Raw genomic sequence first — 22,194 nt, 5'->3', positions numbered from 1 at the left:
TGAGAGGGATGTGAGTTCTCCAATGAGTCGAACAAGAAACGCGGTCCTCGCTCTGATTCTTGTGGTGAGTCTGGTCCTGACAGCGTGCGGTGGCGACGACGCAACATCGAACCAGAGCGATAACGCCGCCGTGGCCGCCGAGAACACGCCGCTGCGGCTTCGGGTGGGTGTCACCCCGGTTCCGGCCGGCGACATCCTGCGCTTTGTCCAGGAGAACCTGGCGCCTCAGGCGGGACTGGAACTCGAGATCATCGAGTTTACCGACTACGTGGCCCCGAACCTCGCACTCCGAGACGGCGAGCTGGACGCCAATTTCTTTCAGCACGTCCCCTACATGGAGGACTTCGCGAAGCAGCATGGCATCGATCTCGTGGCGGTCGTGCCGGTCCACATCAACCCGATCGGTGCGTACTCTAAGAAGATCAAGAGCATCGACGAGCTGCCGGATGGTGCCGAGATCGCAATTCCCAACGACGCCACGAACGGTGGGCGGGCGCTGCTGCTGCTCCAGTCCGAGGGGCTGATCACGCTGAAAGAAGGCGTCGGCCTGACGCCGACTGTCCGGGACATCGTCGACAACCCGAAGAACCTCACCATACGCGAGTTGGAGGCGGCACAGATCCCGCGCGCGCTCGACGATGTTGATCTGGCGGTGATCAACGGGAACTACGCGATGACGGCCGGGTTCAAGCCGAAGGACGATGCCATCATCCGCGAGTCCGCGATCGACAACCCCTATGCCAACGTGCTGGCGGTCCTCCGTGGCCATGAGAACGACCCGGCGGTGAAGGTTCTTGCTGAACTCCTGAACCGGGACGAGGTGCGGGACTTCATCAACGAGAAGTACGAGGGCTCGGTGGTGGCTGCCTTCTAGATTGGTTGGAAGCACGACGCCCCGGCGTGCCGTCGGTGATGCTCCAACGACGTGCCGGGGCGTTCTCGTGTCTCATGGCACGAGGAGTGGGTGGTCGACGCGCCGCCGCAGACGGGTCATTCCGTGAGTTCAGGGTGAAAAGCGTCGAGGGATGCCAGCGTCGCGTGCCCGCCCAGGATCGCCGGCACCATCTCGCAGAGCATCTCCGCCGCCTGTCGGGCGGCGGTGTCGGTGGTCCCGGCGAAGGCGTCGATCGGGTAGAGCAAGTCGGTCGTCTCCGGGTTCACCAGGCCGGTACGGCTCTGGCGCCAGACCCAGCGGCGCGTCCGGATGTCATTGCCGTGGGCGTAGACGATCTCGCCCGGGTCGGGGGTTTCGTCTGGCGCGTCCCCCATCGGGCGGAAAACGTCGTCCGGTTCGGCGAGCCGGACGGAGAGCCCGTCGGGGGCGGAGCCGAGGTCGTGCGCGCCGATGGGGACGAGGTACGTGAGGGATGCGGCGTTGCCCAGGTCGACGGCCGGGTTGATGCTGGGGATGCTCCCGGTCTTAACGGCGCGTCGCACCAGGGCTTCGATGGAGCTCAGGTACTTGCTCGGTGTCCAGCCACGGGCGCCGAAGGCGTCGCGCCAGACCGCGATCTCAGGGACCGCCTTCGGGTCACGGCCGACGAAGGCCTCGCGGCCCGCGGCCGTCGCTTCCGCCAGCCGCGTGGCTGCTTCGGCGACGCCGCGGGTGTTGTCGATCCCACGCACGACCACGGCGTAGAACCGGGCCGTGGGGACGAGGTCGAACACCTCGGGAGCGATGCGAAACACCGGCGCGGCCACGTCAGCCCTCCTGGACGGTTTCCGCCGTTGAAGCCGGCTGCTCCTGTTGCTGTTGCTGCTGGGCACGGACCGCGCTGAGGAACTGGTAGACGGCCGTCTGCAACGCGGACTCCGGCAGTGCGCCCACGTGGATGTTGACGAGCTTGCCCTGCCAGAAGAAGGCCAGGGTCGGGATCCCCTGCACACGGTACCGCATCGCCAGTGACGGCTCCTGGTCGACGTTCACCTTGACGAACCGCACCAGACCGCGGTACTGCTCGGCAAGCCGCTCGAAAACCGGCGCCATCATCTTGCAGGGACCGCACCACGGTGCCCAGAAGTCGACGACCACCGGGAGGTCCGCCTTCAGGACCTGGTCGTCGAAGGTAGCGGTCGTGGCCTCGATGACCGCCTTCTTCGCGGCTTCCTCCGCCGCTTTCGCCGCGGCGCGCTCCTCCTTGCGCCTGGCCAGTGCCTCTGCCGCTTCGGCCTCGGTCATCTCGCCGAGGGTACGCGCCTTGAGGACCTCGAACTCATCCGGGTCCGGGGTGTAGCGGATCGCGTAGCGGTCGCAGAAGTTCACGCAGGGGCCGGGGCAGGTGCCGCAGAGCGTGCTGTCGATCATCACCTGCTCGGTAGCGGTATCGACGAAGAACGCCTGCTCCGGGCAGCGGCGCGCCGGGAAGCATCCCGCGAAGTTTCGATCACAGACATTGGGATCGATCACAGCAGGCATCGAGAAGTCAGCTCCTTTCGTCACCCAAGCTGCGTGATGCGTGATGCGTCATGCGTCATACGTGATGGGTTCTGAGTACTGCGTATTCCGTTTCCCCCCTCTCCTACCCGGGGGGAGAGGGGTCGGGAATGAGGGGGACGCATGACGTATGACGCATGACGCATGACGCATGACGTGTTACGCATCACGCTGACGCGATGACCGGGTTTGCTGCGGCGAGGTGCTCGTAGACACCGAGCACTGCCGAGGTGATCGTCTGCCACGAGTAGTTGACTGCCGCCTGGCGGGCACCGACCTGCATGCGGGATCGCAGATCGTGGTCGGTCAGCACCCGGCGCAGGGCCGCGGCCAGCGCGGCGGGGTCGGAGTGCGGAACGAGGAGGCCGGAAACGTCGTCCTCGATGGTGAATCGCAGCCCGCCGACGCGTGAGGCCACGATCGGGGTACCGCAGGCCATCGCCTCGACGGCCACCAACCCGAACGACTCGTAGCGCGACGGTACGGCGCAGACGTCCACCGCGTTGTAGTAAAGCGGCAACCGCTCGCGGGGCTGGGCGCCGTGGAAGAGGACGTAGTCCGAGAGCCCAAGCGCTTCGGCCCGCGCGGCGAGTCGCTGCAGGTCGGCGTCCATCGTTGAACCGTGGTCGTCTATCTGAATCAACCCGCCGACGAACACGAGCCGCGGGGCCGGTCCATCCCACTCATGGTCGTGGACGAGGCGCCGGAAGGCATCGAACAGGGTGTCGATCCCCTTGACCGGGTCGATGCGGCCGACGAAGAGGACGAGGGGACCCTCCGGCAGGCCGAGCCGGTGGCGCGCGGCGTGACCGTCCGCCGGGCGGAAACGCTCCAGGTCGACGCCGGGCGGCACGGTGTGGATGCGCGCCGGGTCAGCACCGAGCCGGCGGATCATCTCCTCGCGCTCGTCGGGGTTGGCCGAGATGATGGCATCGGCTAGATCTACAAGACGGCGCTCGACCTGAAGGCGGAGGGTGGTCTCGCGGTGCTCATCCTGGGCCACGGCGTTCTTCAGGTGGGCCAGCGTGTGGAACATCAAGACCAGCGGCGCGTCGATGTAGCGACCGAGCAGGTGTCCGGCCCATCCTGACAGCCAGTAGTGGGCGTGGATGGCGTCGTAGCGGAGCCCCTCGCTGATGGCGAGGTACGCCACGTCGCTGGCGAACTCCGGGAGGTAGCAGAACAGCGAGTCCTTGTCGATTGGGTGGGGTGGGCCGGCCTCCACCTGAATCAGGCGCATGCCGTCGGTGATTGGGGTGATGTGCGGCGAGAGGCGATCCGTGCGCCGCGTGTAGATGTCGACGGCAACACCGCGCTCGACCAGGTGCCGGCTCAGCTCCCGCACATAGACATTCATGCCGCCCGCGTCTCGCCCGCCGAGCATGGCGAAGGGTGACGTGTGAACGGAGATCATCGCGACCCGCTCAACGCGCGGAGGCACAAAAAGCCGTGGTGTAATCTGCTGCGTGCTCTGCACCCGCGTGTACTACCTTCCCCCGGCCCCACCTGACCCATGGTTCTGGCCGACCTGACTGCCCGAGCCCACGTCATACGGCCTTGACGGCCTCGCTGTGCCGTCCTCGCGCGCTCCCGCATAGCGGCTTGTAATCACCGCACAGCGACCCGAGCCCCATAAGTCGGCACTGATAGCATACAACGTCATGACAAGTCGGCGCATTCCCGCGCCAGGGCGGGGGCGGTTTGTGGATCGGTAGAGCGCTCAACACGCGGCCCGTGCGGGTGAGCGGAGGGCTGAGCGAGCGCTCGGCGGCGCCGTCCGAGGGGAGATCTCCGCCGTTCTGATGCACACCGCGTCCGAATGGTCCCCGCGCGTGGCACGTGTCCGGGAAAAATCCCGGGCACGTACCTGTTGCAGGACACCATACCACCTGGTCCTGAGTCCGATGTCCCCAGCCGGCTTTAGCCAGCTATCGTTGTCAGCCCGGCGGCTTTGGCCCCGGGCCCTTACCATGGCGCGGGAACCTTCACACCACCCGGCCAGGACCTACCCGTGTACCACCACATTGGCTGTGCGGTAGATGCAGCAGTGAGTGATACCTGAATCGGCTGTCACCCGCCGGGAACCGGATGGCGAGCACGCCAGCGGAGCACCCGAGCGCTCCGGCTCCCGGCGGGCCGCGCCGCGAATGTCAGGCGAGTTCGGGTTGAATGACCCCGTAGAGACCGTCGCGGCGACGGTAGAGGACGTTGATCTCAGCCAGGTCGGGGTTGAAGAAGACGAAGAAGTCGTGGCCGAGGAGCTCCATCTGTTCGATGGCCTCTTCCTCGCTCATCGGCTGGATCTTGAAGCGCTTGCGCCGGACCAGCAACTCGCTCGGGGTCTCTTCTTCCTCCTCCGCGACGTCGAGACCGTCGAGTGTGCTGACCGGGAGCGGCTCACCGGCTTCGGCAGCCATCTGGCGCTGGCGGCGGCGGTAGAAGACTCGCTTGTCACGGAAGCGGCGGATCTGGCGCTCCATGCGCTCGATCGCGAGGTCAATCGCGACGTGGATGTCGCGGTTCTTCTCCTCGGTGCGGAGGATGGCGTCCTTGGTGGCGATGGTGAACTGGGCCACCATCTGCTCGCCGCCGGTGCGGTTCCGTTCCGAGCGGATCTCGAACTTGGCGTCGGTTACCTTCTGGTCGATCTTGTCGAGGCGTTGCAGGCGGGATTCGATGTACTCCTGGAGGGCGTCGGTGAGGCGTAGGTTCCGGGCCTTGATCTGGACGTCCACGGCGGCCTCCTTCGCGTTTCCGCTCGAGCCGGTGGCCGGTGCAGCAGGTCCTGCTCCACCGGCCTGATGCACGGCGCCCGCGGAGGGACTCGAACCCCCGACCACAGGGCTTAGGACGCCCCGGCTCTATCCGCTGAGCTACGCGGGCACGGCTACGCCGCGACGCGGAATACATTGTAAGTTTACCCGCCCGCAGCCGTCCTTTCCAGCGTGGGTCGCGATGCAGTCCCTGCGAGTTCTGTTCCGCACCCTGGTCACTTGACACCTGCTCTCTGGCGCCACTAGAATGGGCACTATTCGCCGAATGCGCAGTCTGATTTTCCGAGTCCGCAGAAATCGTCAAAGTGAGCTGGTGGGCTGGCGGAGCGCGGCTCGTGCGTCGCGGCTGAAGTGGGCGGGCTCGTCGAGGAGGGAGAAGCTCACTCGAACCGACCGAGCCGCTGCTTGTTCCGCCCGGGCGCGGGTGTCGGGTGCGCCTCCTGCGAGCGTCGTAGCGTCGATCTAGCCGAGGAGGAGAGCGTCCCATGCGCAGTCATGACATCGATCTGCTGTTTGCGGAGATTCGGTCCGGTCGACTCAGCCGCCGTGACGTGCTCCGGCGTGGCGCCGCACTCGGCCTCAGCGCGCCGGTAATCGCGGCGCTCCTTGCCGCCTGCGGCGGTGGAAGCGCCGGCGAGACTCCGGCTCCCCCGACCGACGGAGGTGCGGCCCAGACTCCGAGCGGGAGCCCCGGTACCGCTCAGACCGGTCAGCGTGGGCAGGGAGGCACGCTGAAGCTGCTCTGGTGGCAAGCCCCGACGATCCTGAACCCGCACCTGGCGCAGGGCACGAAGGACTTCGATGCGGCCGCAGTGGTGCTCGAGCCGCTGGCTGACGTCGATATCAACGCCCAGTTGGTGCCCAAGCTGGCCGCTGAAATCCCCAGCCTCGAGAACGGCGGTGTCGCTGAGGACGGGCGAAGCGTCACCTGGCGGCTGAAGGAAGGGGTCGTCTGGTCGGACGGAGAGCCCTTCACCTCTGCCGATGTCAAGTTCACCTACGACTACGTCATCAATGAGCAGACGACTGCCACCACTGTGGGCAACTACCGGATCATTGAGTCGATCGAGACGCCCGACGAGCACACGGTGGTGATCCATTTCAACAACCCGACGCCGGGCTGGTTCAACGTCTTCGTGGGACCCTACGGGATGATCCTACCGGAGCATGTCCTGCGCGACTTCGTCGGGGACCAGGCGCGCAATGCGCCCTTCAACCTGAAGCCGGTCGGCACCGGTCCATTCAAGGTCGACGACTTCCGCCCGGGCGATGTCGTCCTCTACTCGGTGAACGAGTCCTACCGCGATGAGGGAAAGCCGTTCTTCGCGCAGGTGGAGTTGAAGGGCGGCGGCGATGCCAGCAGTGCGGCCCGCGCCGCGATCCAGACGGGCGAGGTCGACTATGCCTGGAACCTGCAGGTACAGGAGCAGGTGCTGGCGTCGCTGGAGGAGGGAGGCCAGGGCATCGCATCGGTAACGCCCGGCGTCAGCGTGGAGCGGATCCTGGTGAACCAGTCCGACCCGCGGACCGAGGTCAACGGTGAGCGCTCTCACCTGGGGACGCCGCATCCGTGGCAGGCTGATCTGGCAGTGCGCCAGGCGTATGCGCTGGCAGTGCAGCGCGACCTGATCGCCACCCAGCTCTACGGCCGCGGCGGCGAAGCGACCTCCAACATCCTCGTCGCCCCGCCCAAGTTCGTCTCGCAGAACACATCGTGGCGATTTGACCTGGAGGAGGCCGGCCGTCTGCTCGACGACGCCGGGTGGGTCCGGGGACCGGACGGCATCCGTGCCCGGGACGGCGTCCGGATGGAGATCGTCTACCAGACGACGGTCAACCCGGTGCGCCAGCAGACGCAGGAGATCGTCAAGGCCGCCTTTGAGGAGCTCGGCATCAGCGTGCAGCTCAAGTCGATCGAGGCGGGCGTCTTCTTCTCGTCCGAAGCCGGCAATCCGGATACCGCGGCGCACTTCTACGCCGACCTGGAGATGTTCACCAACAACCCCAGTTCTCCGTATCCCCTCGACTACATGGTGTCGTGGTGGGGCGACCCCAGCAACATCGCCCAGAAGGACAACAACTGGTCCGGCAATAACTACGAGCGCTGGCAGAACGAGGAGTACGACGAGCTCTACCAGCAGGCCAGCACTGAGCTCGATGAGCAGCGCCAGATCGAGCTGATGACCCGCATGAACGATCTCGTGGTCAACAACGTTGCGGTCATCCCTCAGATCCAGCGCAACAATGTTCAGGGCCAGGCCAAGAATCTGTCCGGCCTGGAGTTGTCGCCCTGGACCTCGGACCTTTGGAACATCGCGAACTGGGTGCGCACCGAGGGGTGAGCGCGCGGTTCCGGGTGCAGGCGCTGGCTCGCCAGGCCGGTCACTCATTCACCGTGTCATGCGCGGACCGGCGCACCCTGGTCTGCCCGTTCGAGCGCGTCCCACGAAACTCTACCGGCATGTGAGTAGACGAGAAGCCCGTTATCCGCTATCCTGAACAGCGACGTTTTCAGTGGAACCTGTTCTACGGTCTGTGCTTGGTGCCGACTCGGCCCGGCCGCGTAGAAATTGACGATTAAAGCGGTGTCCTGGGCGTCGGCGTTTCGAGCTTGGTCGAGCCGCCGAGCGGCGGTTCCAGTGGCCAAAGGGCAGAGCAGGAGAAGCGAGCTCGATGACGAGGTATATCGTACGCCGGGTCATTATCGCGGTCCCGACGTTGATCGCGATCAGTATGGTGGTGTTCACGATCCTGGCATTGGCGCCGGGTGACCCCCTGTCGGAGTTTGCCAACAACCCCGCTGTGCCTCCACAAGTGAGGCAGAACATCCGGAAGAACCTGGGGCTCGACGATCCCATCCCGGTGCGCTACGCAAAATGGTTCCGTCAGGTCGTACAGGGTGATTTCGGCTACTCCTTCCGCAGCCGCTCGCCGGTGCTCGACCTGATCAAGATGCGGCTGCCGACGACCCTTTACGTCATCGGGACGGCCTACCTGATTTCGATCCTCATCGCGATCCCGATCGGCGTGCTTTCGGCGGTGAAGCAGTACTCGGTGTTCGACAACGTGGCGACGACCATCGCCTTCATCGGCTTCTCACTTCCCACGTTCTTCACCGGTCTGCTGCTGATCATCGTCTTCAGCGTGAAACTCGGATGGTTACCTTCCATTTATCGATCAACAATCAACACACCGGGCCTTCTCGGGGTATGGGAGCGCGTTGAACAGGCCATCATGCCGATCGCCGTGCTGGCGCTCTTCCAGTCGGCGTCGCTGATGCGCTACGTGCGCGCCTCGATGCTGGAGACGATCCACCTGGACTACGTGCGGACAGCGCGGGCGAAGGGGCTGCCGGGGCGGGCGGTCATCACGCGACACGCGATGCGGAACGCCCTGATCCCGGTGGTGACCATCATCGCGCTGGGTGTGCCGGCGGTGTTCACCGGCGCGGTCGTGACCGAGCAGATCTTCCGGGTGCCGGGGATCGGGTCGTTGCTGATCACCGCGATTTATGACAGTGACACGCCGGTGGTCATGGCGATCACATTCATCTTCGCCGTGCTCATCGTCGTATTCAATCTGATCGCGGACGTCATCTACGGGGTCCTCGACCCACGGATTAAGTACTCGTAGCCGCGCGGTTCGCCGCTCCGAGGAGGCAGAGAGCAATGTCTGAGGTGACGGAGTCCAGGGTTCAGTCGGCATCGAGGGCCGACACACTCGCCGAGGTGGGCGCGCTGACGGCGAAAAAGCCGCGTTCACTCTGGAGTAACGCCTGGCGACAGTACCGTCGCCACAAGCTGGCGCTCGCCGGCACGTTCGTCCTCTTGTTCTTCATCGTGGCAACCATCGTGGGGCCGTTCCTGTGGGATCAGAGCGCGACCAGCATCGACGTGGCGGCTGCATTGCAGGGACCGTCGAGCAAGCACCCTATGGGGACCGACATCCTGGGCCATGACGTCTTCGCGCGCATCCTGTGGGGTGGCCGGGTGTCCATCTCGGTTGGGGTCGTCGCCATGCTCGTGTCGATTTTTCTCGGCACGCTCATCGGGGCGATCTCCGGCTACTTCGGGCGTTTCATCGACTCGTCGCTGATGCGCCTGACGGACCTCTTCCTGGCGCTGCCGACCCTGCCGCTCCTGTTGTTGGTGATTTATCTCTTCCGGGACCCGATGCAGAAGACATTCGGCGTGCTGATCGGGATGTTCATCCTGATCGTGGGTGTCATCGGGGTCCTGTCGTGGATGCCGGTCGCGCGGTTGGTGCGCGCGGAGTTCCTGTCTCTCAAGGAGAAGGAATTCATCGAGGCGGCGCGCTGCATGGGCGCGGGGACCGCGAGCATCATTTTCCGGCACATCCTGCCCAACGCACTCAGCCCGGTGATCGTGGCCGCGACGCTCGGCGTCGGCTCGGCGATCATCACCGAGTCGACCCTCTCCTTCCTCGGCCTGGGCTTCCCGCCGGACACGCCGACGTGGGGCCGGCTGCTCTATGAGGGGCAGGAGTACATCGAGATCGCGCCCCACCTCGTGCTCTTCCCCGGGCTGGTAATCTTCCTGTCGGTGTTGAGCATCAACTACATCGGGGACGGGCTGCGGGACGCGATCGATCCCCAGCACACGCTTTAGCCGCACGGAACGCGGTACAATGGTATCCAGCGCGGCACAGGCGTTCCGCCTGTGCCGTCGCTATGTAAGCACGGGGGAGCGAGAGGGGACTTCGAGGTGCACCTGCGCTGCGTAGACTGCGGGGAGACGTACCCGGCTGACCGGCTGGTCACGCGCTGCCAGTGCGGTGGTCTGCTCGACGTCGTCATCGAGCGCACCGGAGCGCTGGACCGTTCGGGCTTCGATCGCCGCCTGACGGCGCTCACTGGAATCGAGCGGAGCGGCGTCTGGCGCTACCGCGAGCTCCTGCCGCCCCTTCCCGACGCGACGATCGTCACGAAGCCCGAAGGGAACACCAATCTCTACGAGGTTCCCGGCCTGGCGGCCTGGGCGGGCGTCGCGCGCCTGGTGCTGAAACACGAGGGCGAGAACCCGACCGGCTCGTTCAAGGACCGGGGCATGACCGTCGCCACCAGCCACGCGCTGTGGGTGGGGGCGCAGATCGTGGCCTGTGCCTCGACCGGGAATACCTCGGCCTCGGTGGCGGCGTACGCCGCTACGGCGGGATTGCCTGCGATCGTCTTCATCCCTGAGGGGAAGATCTCCGCGGCGAAGCTCGGCCAGACGATCGCCTACGGCGCCCGCATCGTGCAGATCCGGGGCAATTTCGACGCAGCCATGGCGCTGGTGCAGGACGCGGCGCGACGCTACGGCATCTACCTCCTCAACTCGATCAACCCGTTCCGGCTGGAGGGACAGAAGACGATCGTCTTCGAGCTGCTGCACCAGATGGGCTGGGAGCCGCCCGACTGGATCGTCCTCCCAGGTGGAAACCTGGGGAATACGTCCGCGGTCGGCAAGGCGCTCACCGAGCTGCACGAGGCCGGGGTAATCGGACGGCTGCCGCGGGTCGCGGTGATTCAGGCAGCCGGCGCCGCGCCGTTCTACGAGGCGTACCGCGCGGGATTCCGTGAGTACCATCCGGTGACGCCAGAGACGGTGGCGACGGCCATCCGCATCGGCGATCCGGTCAGCTACTCGAAGGCACGGCGCACCATCGACCTTACGAATGGGGTCGTCGCGGCCGTGTCCGACGAGGCGATCATGGAGGCGAAGGCCCGGATCGACCGCGCAGGCATCGGCTGCGAGCCGGCCTCCGCGGCGACACTGGCGGGACTGCGCCAGCTCGTTTCGGACGGGGTGATCCCGGTCGGCGCGAGCGTTGCCGGAATCCTGACCGGCCACCTTATGAAAGACACCGATGCGGTCATGGACTATCACCTCGGACCGGACGCGGCGAACCACCCGCTGGCCAACCCGCCGCAGGTGATCGACCCAACGCCGGCTGCGCTGGAGGAGATCCTGGGAGATGTCCTTTAGTGTCCGCGTCCCGGCCTCGTCGGCCAACCTCGGCCCTGGTTTCGACATTCTGGCGATCGCGGTCGGGCTCTATCTGGAGGTCGACGCCGAGCCGGCCGAAGGGGAGCCGGTCGTACTGGAGGGCCCCGATCTGCGCGGCGGCGGTGACCTCGTCCTCGACGGCCTGCGACGCGTCGCGTCGGCGGTGGGGCGGCCGTGCCCGGGCTGTCGGCTCCGGGTGCGGAGCGACATCCCGGTGGCGCGTGGCTTGGGCAGTTCGGCTGCCGCGCTCGTGGCCGGGATGCTGGTCGGCAACCGACTGCTGGGCGATCCCCTGGATCGAGCGGCGCTGCTGCGGCTTGCCTGCGAGGCGGAGGGCCACGGGGACAATGTCGCCGCGGCGCTCTACGGGGGCGTGGCGCTGGCGGTCCCGACGGCGACAGGCTGGCTCTACCGTCCGCTGAAGCTGGCGCGGCCGCTGCGTGCGGTCGTCTTCGTACCGGAGCAAACGGCGCTCACGCGGGAGGCGCGCGCGGTGGTGCCCGAGTCTGTGCCTCGCGCTGATGCGGTTGCCAACGCCGCGCGCTGCGCGCTGCTGGTCCTGGCGCTGGTGGAGGGGCACTTCGAGCACCTTGCCGAGGCGATGGACGACCGCCTGCACCAACCGTACCGTGCGCGGATCTTCCCCTACCTTCCGCACCTCATCGCGGCTGCCCGTGAGGCAGGGGCCTACGGCGCGTGCCTCAGCGGCGCCGGACCGTCCGTGCTGGCCCTGGCCGAGCCGGCTGCCGCCGAGGCGGTGCGGATCGCTCTCCAGAACGCCGCCTCCGAACACGGAGTGGCCGGGACCGCGCTCGACCTCCCAGTCGAGGCAGACGGGGCACGAGTGTTGACCGCAACGCGTCAATAGAGGCGATCCCACGGGCACGGGCGGCACCACGGGTGCGTCCTCGCACGCCGGGTACTCCAGCCGGGGACGACCCGGTCGTCTTCGCCGGCGCGCTAGTCGATGGCCTCGCTGCGGTTGACCCACCACTCCTCAGGGTTCCACCAGAGACCGGAGACTGGGCCGGGGTCGAGTCCCTGCACGTAACGGCGGCTGACATCGATCTCCAGGTGGGCGTAAATCGGGATGAGCGGCACATCCTCGTGGATCTGCCGCTGGATGCGGTCGATCTTGCGGCTGCGCTCAGTGTGATCCAGCTCCCGGGCCTGGGCTTCGAGAAGTTGATCGACGTCGGAGTTGACGTAACCCATGGCATTGCCGCCGGTGGGGTCGGCCGCTGTCGGGATCGCGTCGCTGGCGAACAACCGGACGAGCTTCTCGGGTCCGCCGCGCCGCTCGTCGATGAGGTCGATCATGTCAAAGCGGCGGGTGGCGCGCACGCCCCGCGGCCCTTCGATCTGCACCAGCGGGTAGTTGTGGGGCCGCACCTCAATCCCGATGGCGCGCATGTCCTCGATGAACGCCTCCTGGATCTGGCGGCGCAGCACGGAATCTGGGTCCTCCCCGAGGGTGGTCGTGTGGGTGAAGCTGAGTCGGACGCCGTCGCGGGCGCGGATACCGTCGGGCTGTACGGTCCACCCAGCCGCGTCCAGCACACGCGCCGCCTGTACCGGATCAAAGGGGTAGGCGGCGAGGGTAGGATCCTGCCAGGGCGTGTGATCGAGGGGCGTGATCCCGACGGTCGTCTGATCAAACAGTAACTCCTTCACTACCGTGAGCCGGTCGAATCCCAGCGCGATGGCCAGTCGTACCGCCGGGTCGCTGAAGAGCGGGTGAGGCTCGTCGAGTGCGTCGGGGTCGTTGAGGTTGAAGGCGTACGACGCGACGGCGCCCCCGCGGGGTGTCAGCAGGTAGGACGCATTCGGTGCCTGCGCCAGGTCGGGGAGGGCCGTCTCGGGGAGATCGACCGCCAAGTCCACCTCGCCGGTGGTCAGATAGTTGATCGCCTGGCGTGGGTCGGGGACGAACCGGAAGACGATGCGCTCCAGGCGCGGCTCTGGTCCGACGAAGTGCTCGTTCCTCTCCACCACCAGTTGCTCGCCCTCGGTCCAGCGTTCGAGGCGGAAGGGGCCGCTCCCGACGTAGGTCTCCTGGCCGAAGCCGGAGGTGGGGATGTCCTGGGGCGACGTCTCTTCCAGTGCGTGCGCGGGCAGGAGGAGCCCAGCGCTGCTGTCACTGGATCCGGCCAGGACCGTCTCGAGGAACGACGCCGAGGGCTCGCGCAGGCGCACCGTGGCGGTCAGGTAGTCGGCGCTGATCTCGACTGACTCGATCTGCTCCCAGCCGCTCCGGTCGGTGGCGGGGTATGACGGGTGAGTGAGGGCCTGCCAGGTGAACTGGAAGTCGCGGGCGTCGAGCGGTTCTCCGTCGGACCAGCGCAATTCCTCGCGGAAGCGCAGGGTGTAGACGCGGCCGTCTTCGGTGATGCCGCCGTTCTCGGGAGTCGGGACCTCACGCAAGAGCTGAGGTTCGAGTGTGCCGTCGCTGCGCACGCGGATGAGGCGCGCGTTGAGACTGCTAATAACCCAGCGTGCGGCGCGCTGGGTGGTGAGACTGACATTGAGGGTGTCCGGCTCTTCCGGGATGGCGATGATGAGCGAGCCGCCGGATTCCGGCGTCGCCGCAGTCGGGTCAGTAGTGGGGAGCGCATTGATCGTCGCCGTTGCCTCTGGCGGAGCGGTGGCGGTGCCACCACGGACCGTGCACCCCGGCAGGATCAGCGTGAGACAGAGCAGCGGGAGAATAACCCGCGTCCAGCAGCGGGAAGCGACCACGCGGTGCTCCTTGCAAGCGGACGCCACCGCAGCGCGCGTGCGGGGATGGGAGCACAAGAACCAATGCGGCGCGGTATGACGTCAGGATTATAGAAGGGTCAGGTAGACCCGTCAACGGGCGGCGAAATAGAGCGGTAGTTCACCGTTTCGTGACAGACGTGTCAATCGGTTGTCATTCGCCGGGCCTAGGCTAGAAGTGTCGGACGCAGTGGGGCGGCCGGCAGAGCAGGACGACGGCGCATGGAGGGCCCGCTATGGTGATGGTTGCAATCGTAATACTGGTGGCGTTGTGGCTGGTCTTGGTGGGGCCGATGGCCGTGCTGCCTGTCGTGGAGGCTGATCCCGGTCATCGGGATCCGGGGACGCCGGGAGCGCAGCCCGGTGAGCGGCCGCGCACGTTGTTTCCCGTCGCCAAGGTTCACCCGCCGGAAGCCGCGTGATCCTCGGTGCCGCGCCAGAGGATTCGCCCGAAGAGGGCGTCGGGGGCGAGGCCGACGACAGCCTTCTGCAGGAGGGCGCGTTTAGTCGCCGTATCCCGCTGGAGCAGGTACGCCATGATCGCCCCCGCAGGGTCATCAGCATAGCGTTCAGCCTCGGGCGCCGGGATCGCTCTCCGGAGGAAATCGATCGGGCGGCCCTTCGGGCCGTCGGGGACGCGCTTCCGGGCGCGGTGGGGAATACGAGCGCGTGGGTCCTCCCGGTAGAAGAACCAGATATCGAAGTCCTTCACACCGATCCTCGGGTCAAGATAGTGTGACGCGGCGCCCTGGCAGAGGCAGATCCCGATCAGGTGACCGGCATAAGCCGCTTCCAGGTACGGATTCCGCGCGAAGAACGCGGAATGCTCCGCCAGCGCGATCTCTCGCAGGGGTTGCAAGTCGGACTCGGTCAGCGGTTCGAACAGCCGATCAGTGTTCATCGTGGCCGCCCCATACGAGTGCGCGGGCAACGATGCGCGCTCGCGCACGCCGTTGCCCGCGCAGACGTTGTGCCGGGGGCGGCTGTGTTCCCCGGAGTGACCGGACGGCCCGTTACTCGGGCAGGTACTCGTTGGTGAACGCCTCCGTCACGTCCACGGGGCCGCCGAGCTGCCCGATCTCGTCGAGGAACTGCGCCATCGACTCCCAGGCGGCCGGGTCGGTCTCGCCCATCGTGCCGCTGGTCTGCCAGAGCGGGAGGGTGGCCTGGAGCACGGCCAGAGCGTCCGCGGCGTTCGCTTCGCTGTCGAGGCCGGGCACGTAGTCCTTGCTCAGGTCGACGGCCTCTTCGGGGTTGTCAAGGGTGTACTGTACCCCCTTGAGCGTCGCGGCGATCACCGCGCGGACGTCGTCTGGGTTGGAATCGAGATACTCACGCAGGACGACCAGCCCGTTCGAGATGAGCGGTTGCGCGTCCGCGGCTGCCATCGTGCGAACCGGCAGCCCTGCCTTCTCGAGCTGGAGCGGCTCGTTGTTGAGGTAGCCCATGACGGCATCGACCTGGTTTTCCAGCAGCGCCGGGACCTGGGTGAAGCCAATGCTCTGGATATCAACGTCCTCCTCGGCCAACCCGGCGGCCTTCAGCATGGCGAGCAGGCCGATGTAGGTTGCGCCGAACTTGCCGGGGATCCCGACCGTATGGCCGGGGAGATCCGCGACGCTCTGGATATCCGAGTCGGCCGGGACGATCAGCCCGACGGGGTAGCGGTTCCAGACCTGCGCCACGTAGACGAGGTCGAGGCCGCGGCTACGGGCCTGCAGCACCTCGTCGCCCGCGGCGAAGATGATGTCCTCCTGCCCGGCGACGATGGCGCCGAAGAGGTCCTCGCCGACCGTGTGGTGGCGGAAGGTCACGTTCAAGCCTTCATCCTTGTAGTAGCCCAGCGCGTCGGCGACGTAGAACGGGGCGAACTGGATGTTGGGCACGTAGCCGAGCCCGATGGTGACGTCACGTTCAGGCTGTGCCTCGGCATCGCTGCCGCAGGCGGCGATTATCAGCGCCGCGACGAGCAGCAGCGTCAGTAGCCGAGACCGTCCTGCAAGCCGTGCACGCCCTCTCCCCCGCGGTTCCATCTCACTCCTCCACGTATGACAACCAACGCTCGACCAGGCGCGCGATGCCGTACATCGCCGCCGCGAGCATCACCAGCATCAGCAGCGTCGCGAAGACGAGCGGCGTGTCGAAGTTGCCGCGGGCTATGATGAGCAGCCCGCCCAGCCCCCGGTCGCCCAGGACGAACTCACCGACGACCGCTCCGGTGATCGAGAGGGTGAGGCCGGTGCGCATCCCGGCCAAGATGCTAGGCAACGCCAGAGGCAGCTCGATGTGCCATAGCAGGCTCCATCGGTCCGCGCCGTCTACCCGCGCGGCGTCGACGGGCTCCGGGTCGAGCGTGCGCAGGCCGAGCGCGGTGTTGACCACCATCGGGAAGAAGACGATGAGGGCGCAGAGAACCGCCACGGCGCGCAGGCCGTAGCCGAGCCAGATGACGAGCAGTGGCGCCAGTGCGATTGCGGGCAGCGCCTGGCTGGCGGCGAGGTAGGGCTCCAGTGCGCGTGACAGCAGCCGGCTCCGGGCGATGGCGTAGCCGGTCGGGAGGGCCACGGCGGTGCCCAGCGCAAACCCTGCCAGGCTCTCAACCAGCGTCACGCGCGCATAGCGCCAGAGCAGGCCGCTGCGCAGCGCGCGGGCGAACGTCTCGGCAACGTCACCCGGTGCCGGGAGGAGAAAGGAGGAGACAGTTCCAGAGCGGCTGAGCGCCTCCCAGAGCACCAACGCCAGCAGGCCCAGTACCAACGCGGGCAGCCACCGCGCTGCCCGCTGCGGGATTCCACGCGCGGGCGACGATCGCTTGCGCTCGCGTTCCACGGGCACGCGGATCGGCGCGACCTGGGGATCGTCGCGCAGGATCGGGGATGCAGGTGCTTCTTCGACACAAGCGGTGCGGGCCGTCCGAGCCATGATCCTCGCTCCGGATAGGGCACCACGAAACGCCCCGCTGATGGGCACCTCGTGCGCGGCCGCGCCAGCGGCCGATCCATCTCTGTCAAGCCTCGGGGACCCGCGTCGCGCTCGTAGGACAGCAAGAAACCCGAGGAAGACTCCTCGGGTGCGCCATGCGGGATAGGTGGCAACCTTCTCCCATCCGGACTATACCGTCGGCTCCGGAATTCCACCGGATCCTGCGGCTTGCGCCGCTCGCGGGCTATCACCGCCGGTCGGGAATTGGCGCTGCGCGCCGCACCCTGCCCCGAAGGTCTTGCTGGCTTCAGTATAGCGCAGTGTGGGGCGTGGTCAAGGGGAGCCGCCGTTGAGGGCGCGCTTCAATAAAGAAAGGCCAGCGCCACCGGGAACATGGTGACCATGGTCCAGAACCCGTCATCCCTGCCACCCGGCGGGTTGGGTCACCCAGCGACACGCCCGCGCCACTATCCCCGAGTACCGACGGCAGCCGCATGCGCGGCGGCCGAGACGCCGGCCCGCCGCCCGAATACCGCCCCGCTGGTGAGCCCGGAACCGCCTGGATAGTTGTGGTAGAAGATGCCGCCAACCAGCTCGCCCGCGGCGTGGAGCCCGGGGATCGGCTGCCCGTTCCGCCCGAGGACGCGTGCCTGGGGGTCGATCCGCAGGCCGCCGAAGGTGAAGGTGATGCCGCAGGTGACGGCAAAGGCTACGAACGGCGGGGTGTCGATCGGCAGCGCCCAGTTGCTCTTGGGCGGGGTGATCCCCTCGGTGCGCTTCCCATCCTTGATCGCGGGGTTGAATTCACCCGGCTGCACCGCCCGGTTGAACTCGGCCACGGTCTGCTCCAGGCCGGCAGGATCGATCCCCGCTGCGACGGCGAGATCGTGGATCGTGTCAGCTTCGACTCGGGAGACACCGGGGATCGCATACTCGTAGTCGCGCAGCAGCGGCGTCGTCTTGGCGTCAAAGATCTGCCAGGCGAGGGCACCGGGCTGCTTGAGGACCTCCGCGCCGTAGCGGGCGTACGTGTAGTTGCGGAAGTCGGCGCCCTCGTCGAGGAAGCGCCGGCCGTGCACGTTGACGACGATACCGATCGGGTAGGACTGCTTCGAGAAGCGGTTAGTGATGATCCGGTCGCCGGCCGGCGGCGCTCCGGCGTCCCACTGGATACTGTGGCATCCGCTCCAGTGGCCGTACGGCTCGGCGCCGACGTCCAGCGCTGCCATCAAGCCCTCGCCGGTGTTGTGGGGAGTCCCGCGAACCTTCGCCAGGTCCCAGCCCGGGCCGAGGTAGGTCGCGCGAAGGCGCGGGTCTGCCTCGAAGCCGCCGCAGGCCAGGACCACCGCGGCGGCGCGAATCTCCTCACGGCCGTTCGGCCCGTCGACCACGACACCGGTGACTGCTCCGGAGGCATCGCGTAGGAGCCCGACGACCGGCGACTCGAAGCGGATCCTGACGCCCCGTGCCTCTGCGGTCGCACGGTGCTGCTCGATGAGACCTTCGCCGCCACCGACCGTCCCCAGCGGGAGGTCGCCCCAGAACCGGAATCGGCCGTTCACCTCGTACGCCTGCCGGTGGTACTGGAGGTGGAATCGAATCCCGTGGTCGCGCAGCCAGCGGGCGGTATCGAGCGAGTCCTCGACGAGGATCTTCGCCAGTACCGGGTCGGTGCGTCCGAGGGTGAGGCGCTCCAGGTCCGCCAGGAACGCCGAAGCAGGGTAGGGGGGCACATCTGTGCGCGGCAGCCGCTCGTCCGACGGATCGGCGAGGAGGGCGACGAGGTCATCCTGGCTGTCGAAAGCGATGCGGAAGGCCCCGGCCGTGAAGTAGCTGTTCCCACCGACCCAGTCCTCGGGCCCCTTCTCGAGCATGAGCACGCGGGCGCCGTGATCGCGCGCCGCGTGGGCGGCGCAGAAGGCGGCGTTGCCGGTGCCCACGACCACCACATCGACCACGTCGTTGCCCATCCGCACGGTCCTTCTCCTCTCGTCGATCGAGCCGCGCCTGCCGCGGGGAATGGTCCCATACTGTATGCCACTGGTCACCCGGATGCGCTACAGTGACGGCACCATCACCGGCGGTGGGGCTGTACGTCGCTCCTTTGCTGGGGGCTGCCGGGTCGGTATAATCCACCCGATTCCCCGTGAATGCTCGCGGGGTCACGGCTGATGTGTGCCGTGAACGTTTGTAGCAGCCTTTCTGCGCTGTTGCCTGCACCGGATGGCAACGGTCCGGTGGCTCGGCCAGCGTAAGCCCGGAGAAAGGGGGTCTCGTTGCCCACGTTTGAACCACTTCCGCGACCATACGAGTTGATGGTGCTGATCAGCCCCGAGGTGACCGATGAGGCGCTCACCGCGGAGGTGGACGGAATCAGCGCGTTGATCGCACAGCACGGCGGTGAGGTGACCCACGTCAAGCGGGATACGCCGTGGGGGCGCCGACGGCTCGCATACCCGATCAACAAGTTCCGGGATGCGACCTACGTGCTGTATCACTTCAACTGTGCCCCGTCGCGGATCATCGAGATCGAGCGCGACCTGAAGTTGAACGAGCGGGTCATCCGGTATCTTCTGATCCGCCAGGAGGGGGCTCCCGCCGCGCCGGAGGCTCCCGCGGAGTCGGAAGCTGTCGAAGCAGCGGAGTGACCGGCTCCTAGCTGAAGGAGCAGCGGCATGTTCCAGGGACTCAACCGGATTCAGATCATCGGGAACCTCGGCCGCGACCCGGAGATGCGCTACACCCCGGGTGGGTCACCGGTCACGAACTTCTCCGTGGCAGTTAACCGACGCCGGCGGGGGCAGGACGACCAGTGGGTGGACGAGACCGACTGGTTCACCGTGGTCTGCTGGGAGCGACTGGCAGAGCAGGTCGACAATATGGCGACCAGGGGGTTCCTTACCAAGGGGACCAAGGTCTACGTCGAGGGTCGCCTGCAGGTCCGCCGCTACACCGGCAACGACGGCATGGAGCGCACGGCGGTTGAGATCGTTGCCAACCGGATCCTGATCCTCTCCAGCCGCGGAGAGGGGATGCCCGTTGAGCGGGGCATCCCGGCTGAGCAGGCCGGCGGGCCCGACTTCGGCCCGCCCGAGGACGATTTCGACGACGTACCTTTCTAGGCACCTCGACGGCACTCCCGGTACGTCGGATCAGATGCACGACATGAACCACGATCGATCGAGGAAGGACAAGAATGGCTGAGGAGCAGCAGGAGCAGCAGGAACAGCAGACGGCGCAGCAGACAGAGGAGCAGCCGAGCGTCCAGGCCGCCGCGCAGCAGACTGAGGAGCAGGCGGGTGGTCAGACGGCGGCGCGCCAGGAGGCACGGACTGAGACGGCGCGGCGCCGACGCTTCGGCGGCGGCGGACGCTACTACCCGCGCCGCAAGGTGTGCGGCTTCTGCATGGATGGTATCGGCGAGGTGGACTACAAGGATATCGGCCGCCTGCGGCGCTACATCTCCGAACGCGGCAAGATTGAGCCCCGGCGCCAGACGGGGACCTGCGCCAAGCACCAGCGCTCGCTCGCGGTGGCGATCAAGCGGGCGCGTCACGTCGCGTTGCTTCCGTTCACGCAGTAGCTCCGAGCGGGCCAGCCGCGCGGGAGAGTTCCCGCGCGGCTGATTGCCGCGCCGCATCCACGCCGGGTGCGTCCGGCCCGTATCCCGGCGTCCGGGGTCGCGTGCGGCCGGGGACGCTGGTGTCGCGGGAGATTCGCCGGGTGTCGGAGACGAAAGCAGCCTCATGAGAGATCAGTTGCGACAGTGGATTGGGTTCGGCCGCTCACGATCCGCCACCTCCGAGCAGCGGTGGGTGTCGCGCCGTGAGCGCGAAGCGTACCGCCAGCGCATGGTGATCCTCGGCGTCGTGGTGGCGGGTGTCCTGCTTGTCGGCATCCTGGCGGCCGGTGCGATCTACCAGTACCTCTATCTCCCGAACCAAACGCTGGCGAGCGTCAACGGCGTGGAGATCAAGCGCGCCGACTACTGGAAGATGCGCAAGCTGGAGCTGTTGAACCAGATCCAGCAGTACGTCCAGATCGCGCAGTTCAGCCAGGGCGAGCAGGCCGTTCAGTACCAGCAGCTCGCCGAACAGGCGCAGGCACGGTTGCGGACCGTCGAGAGCGACCCGGTTGAGAGCACCACTGTTAGCCAGATGGTGGACGACCAGGTGGTGCTGCAGCGGCTCGAAACCCTCGGCCTCAGCGTCACCGACGCCGACGTCGAGCAGACGATGGAGCAGTTCTTCTCCCCCGAGCCTTCTGCAAGCCCGACTCCGACGCTGGGCGTGGATCCCACGGCTGCGGCGTGGGCTACGGCCACCGCCGAGGCACAGGTGACGCCGACGCCGGAGTCGACACCGGAGGCTACCCCGGAAGCGACGGAGGAGGCGGAAAGCGCCACCCCGGCAGCGAGCCCGACTGCGGACGGTGAGGACGAGGAGAGCAGCGCCGCTTCTCCTGAGGCAGCGGAGGACGCCACTCCGGAGGCGACGCCCGAGGGTACTCCGGAGCCGACCCCGACGCTGAGCCCGGACCAGGTGCAGGCGACCGCGACGGCGACGTTCCAGCAGTACAAGCGGAATGTGCTGGACGAGGCCGGGATGAGCGAAGAGGATTTCCGGCGTCTCGTCGTCCTGCCCGAGGCGGCGCGCCAGAAGGTGGTGTACGCGCTCCAGGAGAAGATCCCCACCCGTGCCGAGCAGGTGCACGCGGCGCACATCCTGGTGGCCACCGAGGACGCTGCCAAGGCGATCGAGGAACAACTGCGGCAGGGAGCCGACTTCGCCGAGCTGGCCAAGGAGCAGAGCGCGGACTCTGCCACCGCAGTGAACGGGGGCGATCTGGGCTGGTTCCCGCGCGGGCTGATGGTTGAGCCTTTCGAGGAAGTTGCCTTCAGCCTGGAGCCGGGCGAGATCAGCGCGCCGGTGCAGACCCAGTTCGGCTGGCACATCATCACGGTGTTCGAAAAGGAAGCCGACCGCCCAGTGGACGTGGAGACGCTTCAGACGCTGCGTAACCAGCAGTTCTCCAAGTGGCTGGAGGAGCAGCGCGCGGCGGTGACGATCCGCTGGGAGATTCCGGCCCCGGCGCCGACGCCTGAGCCGTCAGAGTTCGTGCCGCCGCCGGATGCGCCACCGACGCCGACGCCGACGCCCTCGCCCACGCCGACACTCCCGCCATCGGCGACGCCAGGCACGGACGAGGCCACGCCGGAGCCGACGGAGGCACCCTAATCGCGCCAGCGCCGGGACGGCGGCGGGCGCGGCCCGGAGCGAGAGGGGGACGAGCGTGACCG

At 67.0% G+C, this 22,194-nt stretch carries 18 protein-coding genes, 1 tRNA gene, 1 pseudogene and 1 riboswitch; of the genes and pseudogenes, 10 read left to right on the top strand and 10 right to left on the bottom strand.

Translation table 11 applies throughout. The features are described from left to right. Positions 1 to 22: 22 nt before the first annotated feature. Positions 23 to 874, top strand: a complete 852-nt coding sequence (locus STHE_RS19195) for a MetQ/NlpA family ABC transporter substrate-binding protein (RefSeq protein WP_041398920.1) — start codon at positions 23 to 25, stop codon at positions 872 to 874. A 116-nt stretch (positions 875 to 990) separates the two neighbouring features. Here the strand turns inward: STHE_RS19195 and STHE_RS07410 are convergent, their stop codons facing one another. The 5 genes from STHE_RS07410 to STHE_RS07390 all read right to left on the bottom strand — a co-directional run bounded on the left by STHE_RS07410 (position 991) and on the right by STHE_RS07390 (position 5,317). Then, positions 991 to 1,701, bottom strand: coding sequence for a B3/B4 domain-containing protein (locus STHE_RS07410; RefSeq protein WP_012871948.1), 711 nt, complete (start codon positions 1,699 to 1,701; stop codon positions 991 to 993). A 1-nt stretch (position 1,702) separates the two neighbouring features. Then, positions 1,703 to 2,416, bottom strand: coding sequence for a thioredoxin (gene trxA, locus STHE_RS18465; RefSeq protein WP_012871947.1), 714 nt, complete (start codon positions 2,414 to 2,416; stop codon positions 1,703 to 1,705). Between the two features lie 184 nt (positions 2,417 to 2,600). Next, positions 2,601 to 3,848: a glycosyltransferase gene (locus STHE_RS07400; RefSeq protein WP_012871946.1), complete on the bottom strand. Its 1,248-nt coding sequence runs from the start codon at positions 3,846 to 3,848 to the stop codon at positions 2,601 to 2,603. A 736-nt stretch (positions 3,849 to 4,584) separates the two neighbouring features. Next, positions 4,585 to 5,169 carry a ribosome hibernation-promoting factor, HPF/YfiA family gene (hpf, locus tag STHE_RS07395; RefSeq protein ID WP_012871945.1) on the bottom strand — a complete coding sequence of 195 codons (585 nt, stop codon included), beginning with the start codon at positions 5,167 to 5,169 and terminating at the stop codon, positions 4,585 to 4,587. Positions 5,170 to 5,243: 74 nt separating this feature from the next. Then, positions 5,244 to 5,317, bottom strand: a tRNA-Arg gene (locus tag STHE_RS07390). Positions 5,318 to 5,693: 376 nt separating this feature from the next. Between STHE_RS07390 and STHE_RS07385 the strand changes: the two genes are divergently transcribed. The 5 genes from STHE_RS07385 to thrB all read left to right on the top strand — a co-directional run bounded on the left by STHE_RS07385 (position 5,694) and on the right by thrB (position 12,084). Beyond that, positions 5,694 to 7,550, top strand: a complete 1,857-nt coding sequence (locus tag STHE_RS07385; RefSeq protein WP_012871944.1) for a peptide ABC transporter substrate-binding protein — start codon at positions 5,694 to 5,696, stop codon at positions 7,548 to 7,550. A gap of 331 nt (positions 7,551 to 7,881) precedes the next feature. Continuing rightward, entirely contained in the window at positions 7,882 to 8,841 is a 960-nt protein-coding gene (locus tag STHE_RS07380; RefSeq protein WP_012871943.1) for an ABC transporter permease, read from the top strand. Positions 8,842 to 8,876: 35 nt separating this feature from the next. Continuing rightward, positions 8,877 to 9,836, top strand: a complete 960-nt coding sequence (locus STHE_RS07375) for an ABC transporter permease (RefSeq protein ID WP_012871942.1) — start codon at positions 8,877 to 8,879, stop codon at positions 9,834 to 9,836. A gap of 96 nt (positions 9,837 to 9,932) precedes the next feature. After that, complete coding sequence (gene thrC / locus STHE_RS07370; RefSeq protein ID WP_012871941.1) at positions 9,933 to 11,195, top strand: threonine synthase; 1,263 nt, start codon at positions 9,933 to 9,935, stop codon at positions 11,193 to 11,195. Then, complete coding sequence (gene thrB, locus STHE_RS07365) at positions 11,185 to 12,084, top strand: homoserine kinase (protein WP_012871940.1); 900 nt, start codon at positions 11,185 to 11,187, stop codon at positions 12,082 to 12,084. The genes thrC and thrB overlap by 11 nt, the downstream gene beginning before the upstream one ends. A gap of 92 nt (positions 12,085 to 12,176) precedes the next feature. Here thrB and STHE_RS07360 read toward each other — a convergent pair whose 3' ends face one another. The 5 genes from STHE_RS07360 to tcuA all read right to left on the bottom strand — a co-directional run bounded on the left by STHE_RS07360 (position 12,177) and on the right by tcuA (position 18,865). After that, complete coding sequence (locus STHE_RS07360) at positions 12,177 to 13,955, bottom strand: peptide ABC transporter substrate-binding protein (protein ID WP_012871939.1); 1,779 nt, start codon at positions 13,953 to 13,955, stop codon at positions 12,177 to 12,179. Positions 13,956 to 14,373: 418 nt separating this feature from the next. Next, entirely contained in the window at positions 14,374 to 14,874 is a 501-nt protein-coding gene (locus STHE_RS07350) for a hypothetical protein (RefSeq protein WP_012871937.1), read from the bottom strand. Between the two features lie 112 nt (positions 14,875 to 14,986). Next, positions 14,987 to 16,006: an ABC transporter substrate-binding protein gene (locus tag STHE_RS07345; protein WP_012871936.1), complete on the bottom strand. Its 1,020-nt coding sequence runs from the start codon at positions 16,004 to 16,006 to the stop codon at positions 14,987 to 14,989. Position 16,007: 1 nt separating this feature from the next. Then, entirely contained in the window at positions 16,008 to 16,895 is an 888-nt protein-coding gene (locus tag STHE_RS19555; RefSeq protein ID WP_012871935.1) for an ABC transporter permease, read from the bottom strand. A 168-nt stretch (positions 16,896 to 17,063) separates the two neighbouring features. Then, a riboswitch (FMN riboswitch) is annotated at positions 17,064 to 17,196 on the bottom strand. Between the two features lie 166 nt (positions 17,197 to 17,362). Further along, positions 17,363 to 18,865, bottom strand: a complete 1,503-nt coding sequence (gene tcuA, locus STHE_RS07335; RefSeq protein WP_012871934.1) for an FAD-dependent tricarballylate dehydrogenase TcuA — start codon at positions 18,863 to 18,865, stop codon at positions 17,363 to 17,365. Between the two features lie 306 nt (positions 18,866 to 19,171). Between tcuA and rpsF the strand changes: the two genes are divergently transcribed. The 4 genes and pseudogenes from rpsF (at position 19,172) to STHE_RS07315 (ending at position 22,132) form a co-directional block, all read left to right on the top strand. After that, the gene (gene rpsF / locus STHE_RS07330) at positions 19,172 to 19,543 is read left to right on the top strand and encodes a 30S ribosomal protein S6 (RefSeq protein ID WP_148219928.1); all 372 of its coding nucleotides are present in this window, start codon (positions 19,172 to 19,174) and stop codon (positions 19,541 to 19,543) included. 27 nt (positions 19,544 to 19,570) lie between these two features. Continuing rightward, positions 19,571 to 20,017: a single-stranded DNA-binding protein gene (locus STHE_RS07325; RefSeq protein ID WP_012871932.1), complete on the top strand. Its 447-nt coding sequence runs from the start codon at positions 19,571 to 19,573 to the stop codon at positions 20,015 to 20,017. 230 nt (positions 20,018 to 20,247) lie between these two features. Next, positions 20,248 to 20,469 (top strand): annotated as a pseudogene (gene rpsR, locus STHE_RS19405) (30S ribosomal protein S18); the annotation flags it as partial. 241 nt (positions 20,470 to 20,710) lie between these two features. Further along, positions 20,711 to 22,132, top strand: a complete 1,422-nt coding sequence (locus STHE_RS07315) for a peptidylprolyl isomerase (RefSeq protein ID WP_012871930.1) — start codon at positions 20,711 to 20,713, stop codon at positions 22,130 to 22,132. Positions 22,133 to 22,194 lie beyond the last annotated feature (62 nt).

Origin of the sequence: Sphaerobacter thermophilus DSM 20745, from assembly GCF_000024985.1 — a bacterium.
Classification (GTDB): Bacteria; Chloroflexota; Chloroflexia; order Thermomicrobiales; family Thermomicrobiaceae; genus Sphaerobacter; species Sphaerobacter thermophilus.
This window is presented reverse-complemented; position numbering and strand designations above follow the sequence as displayed.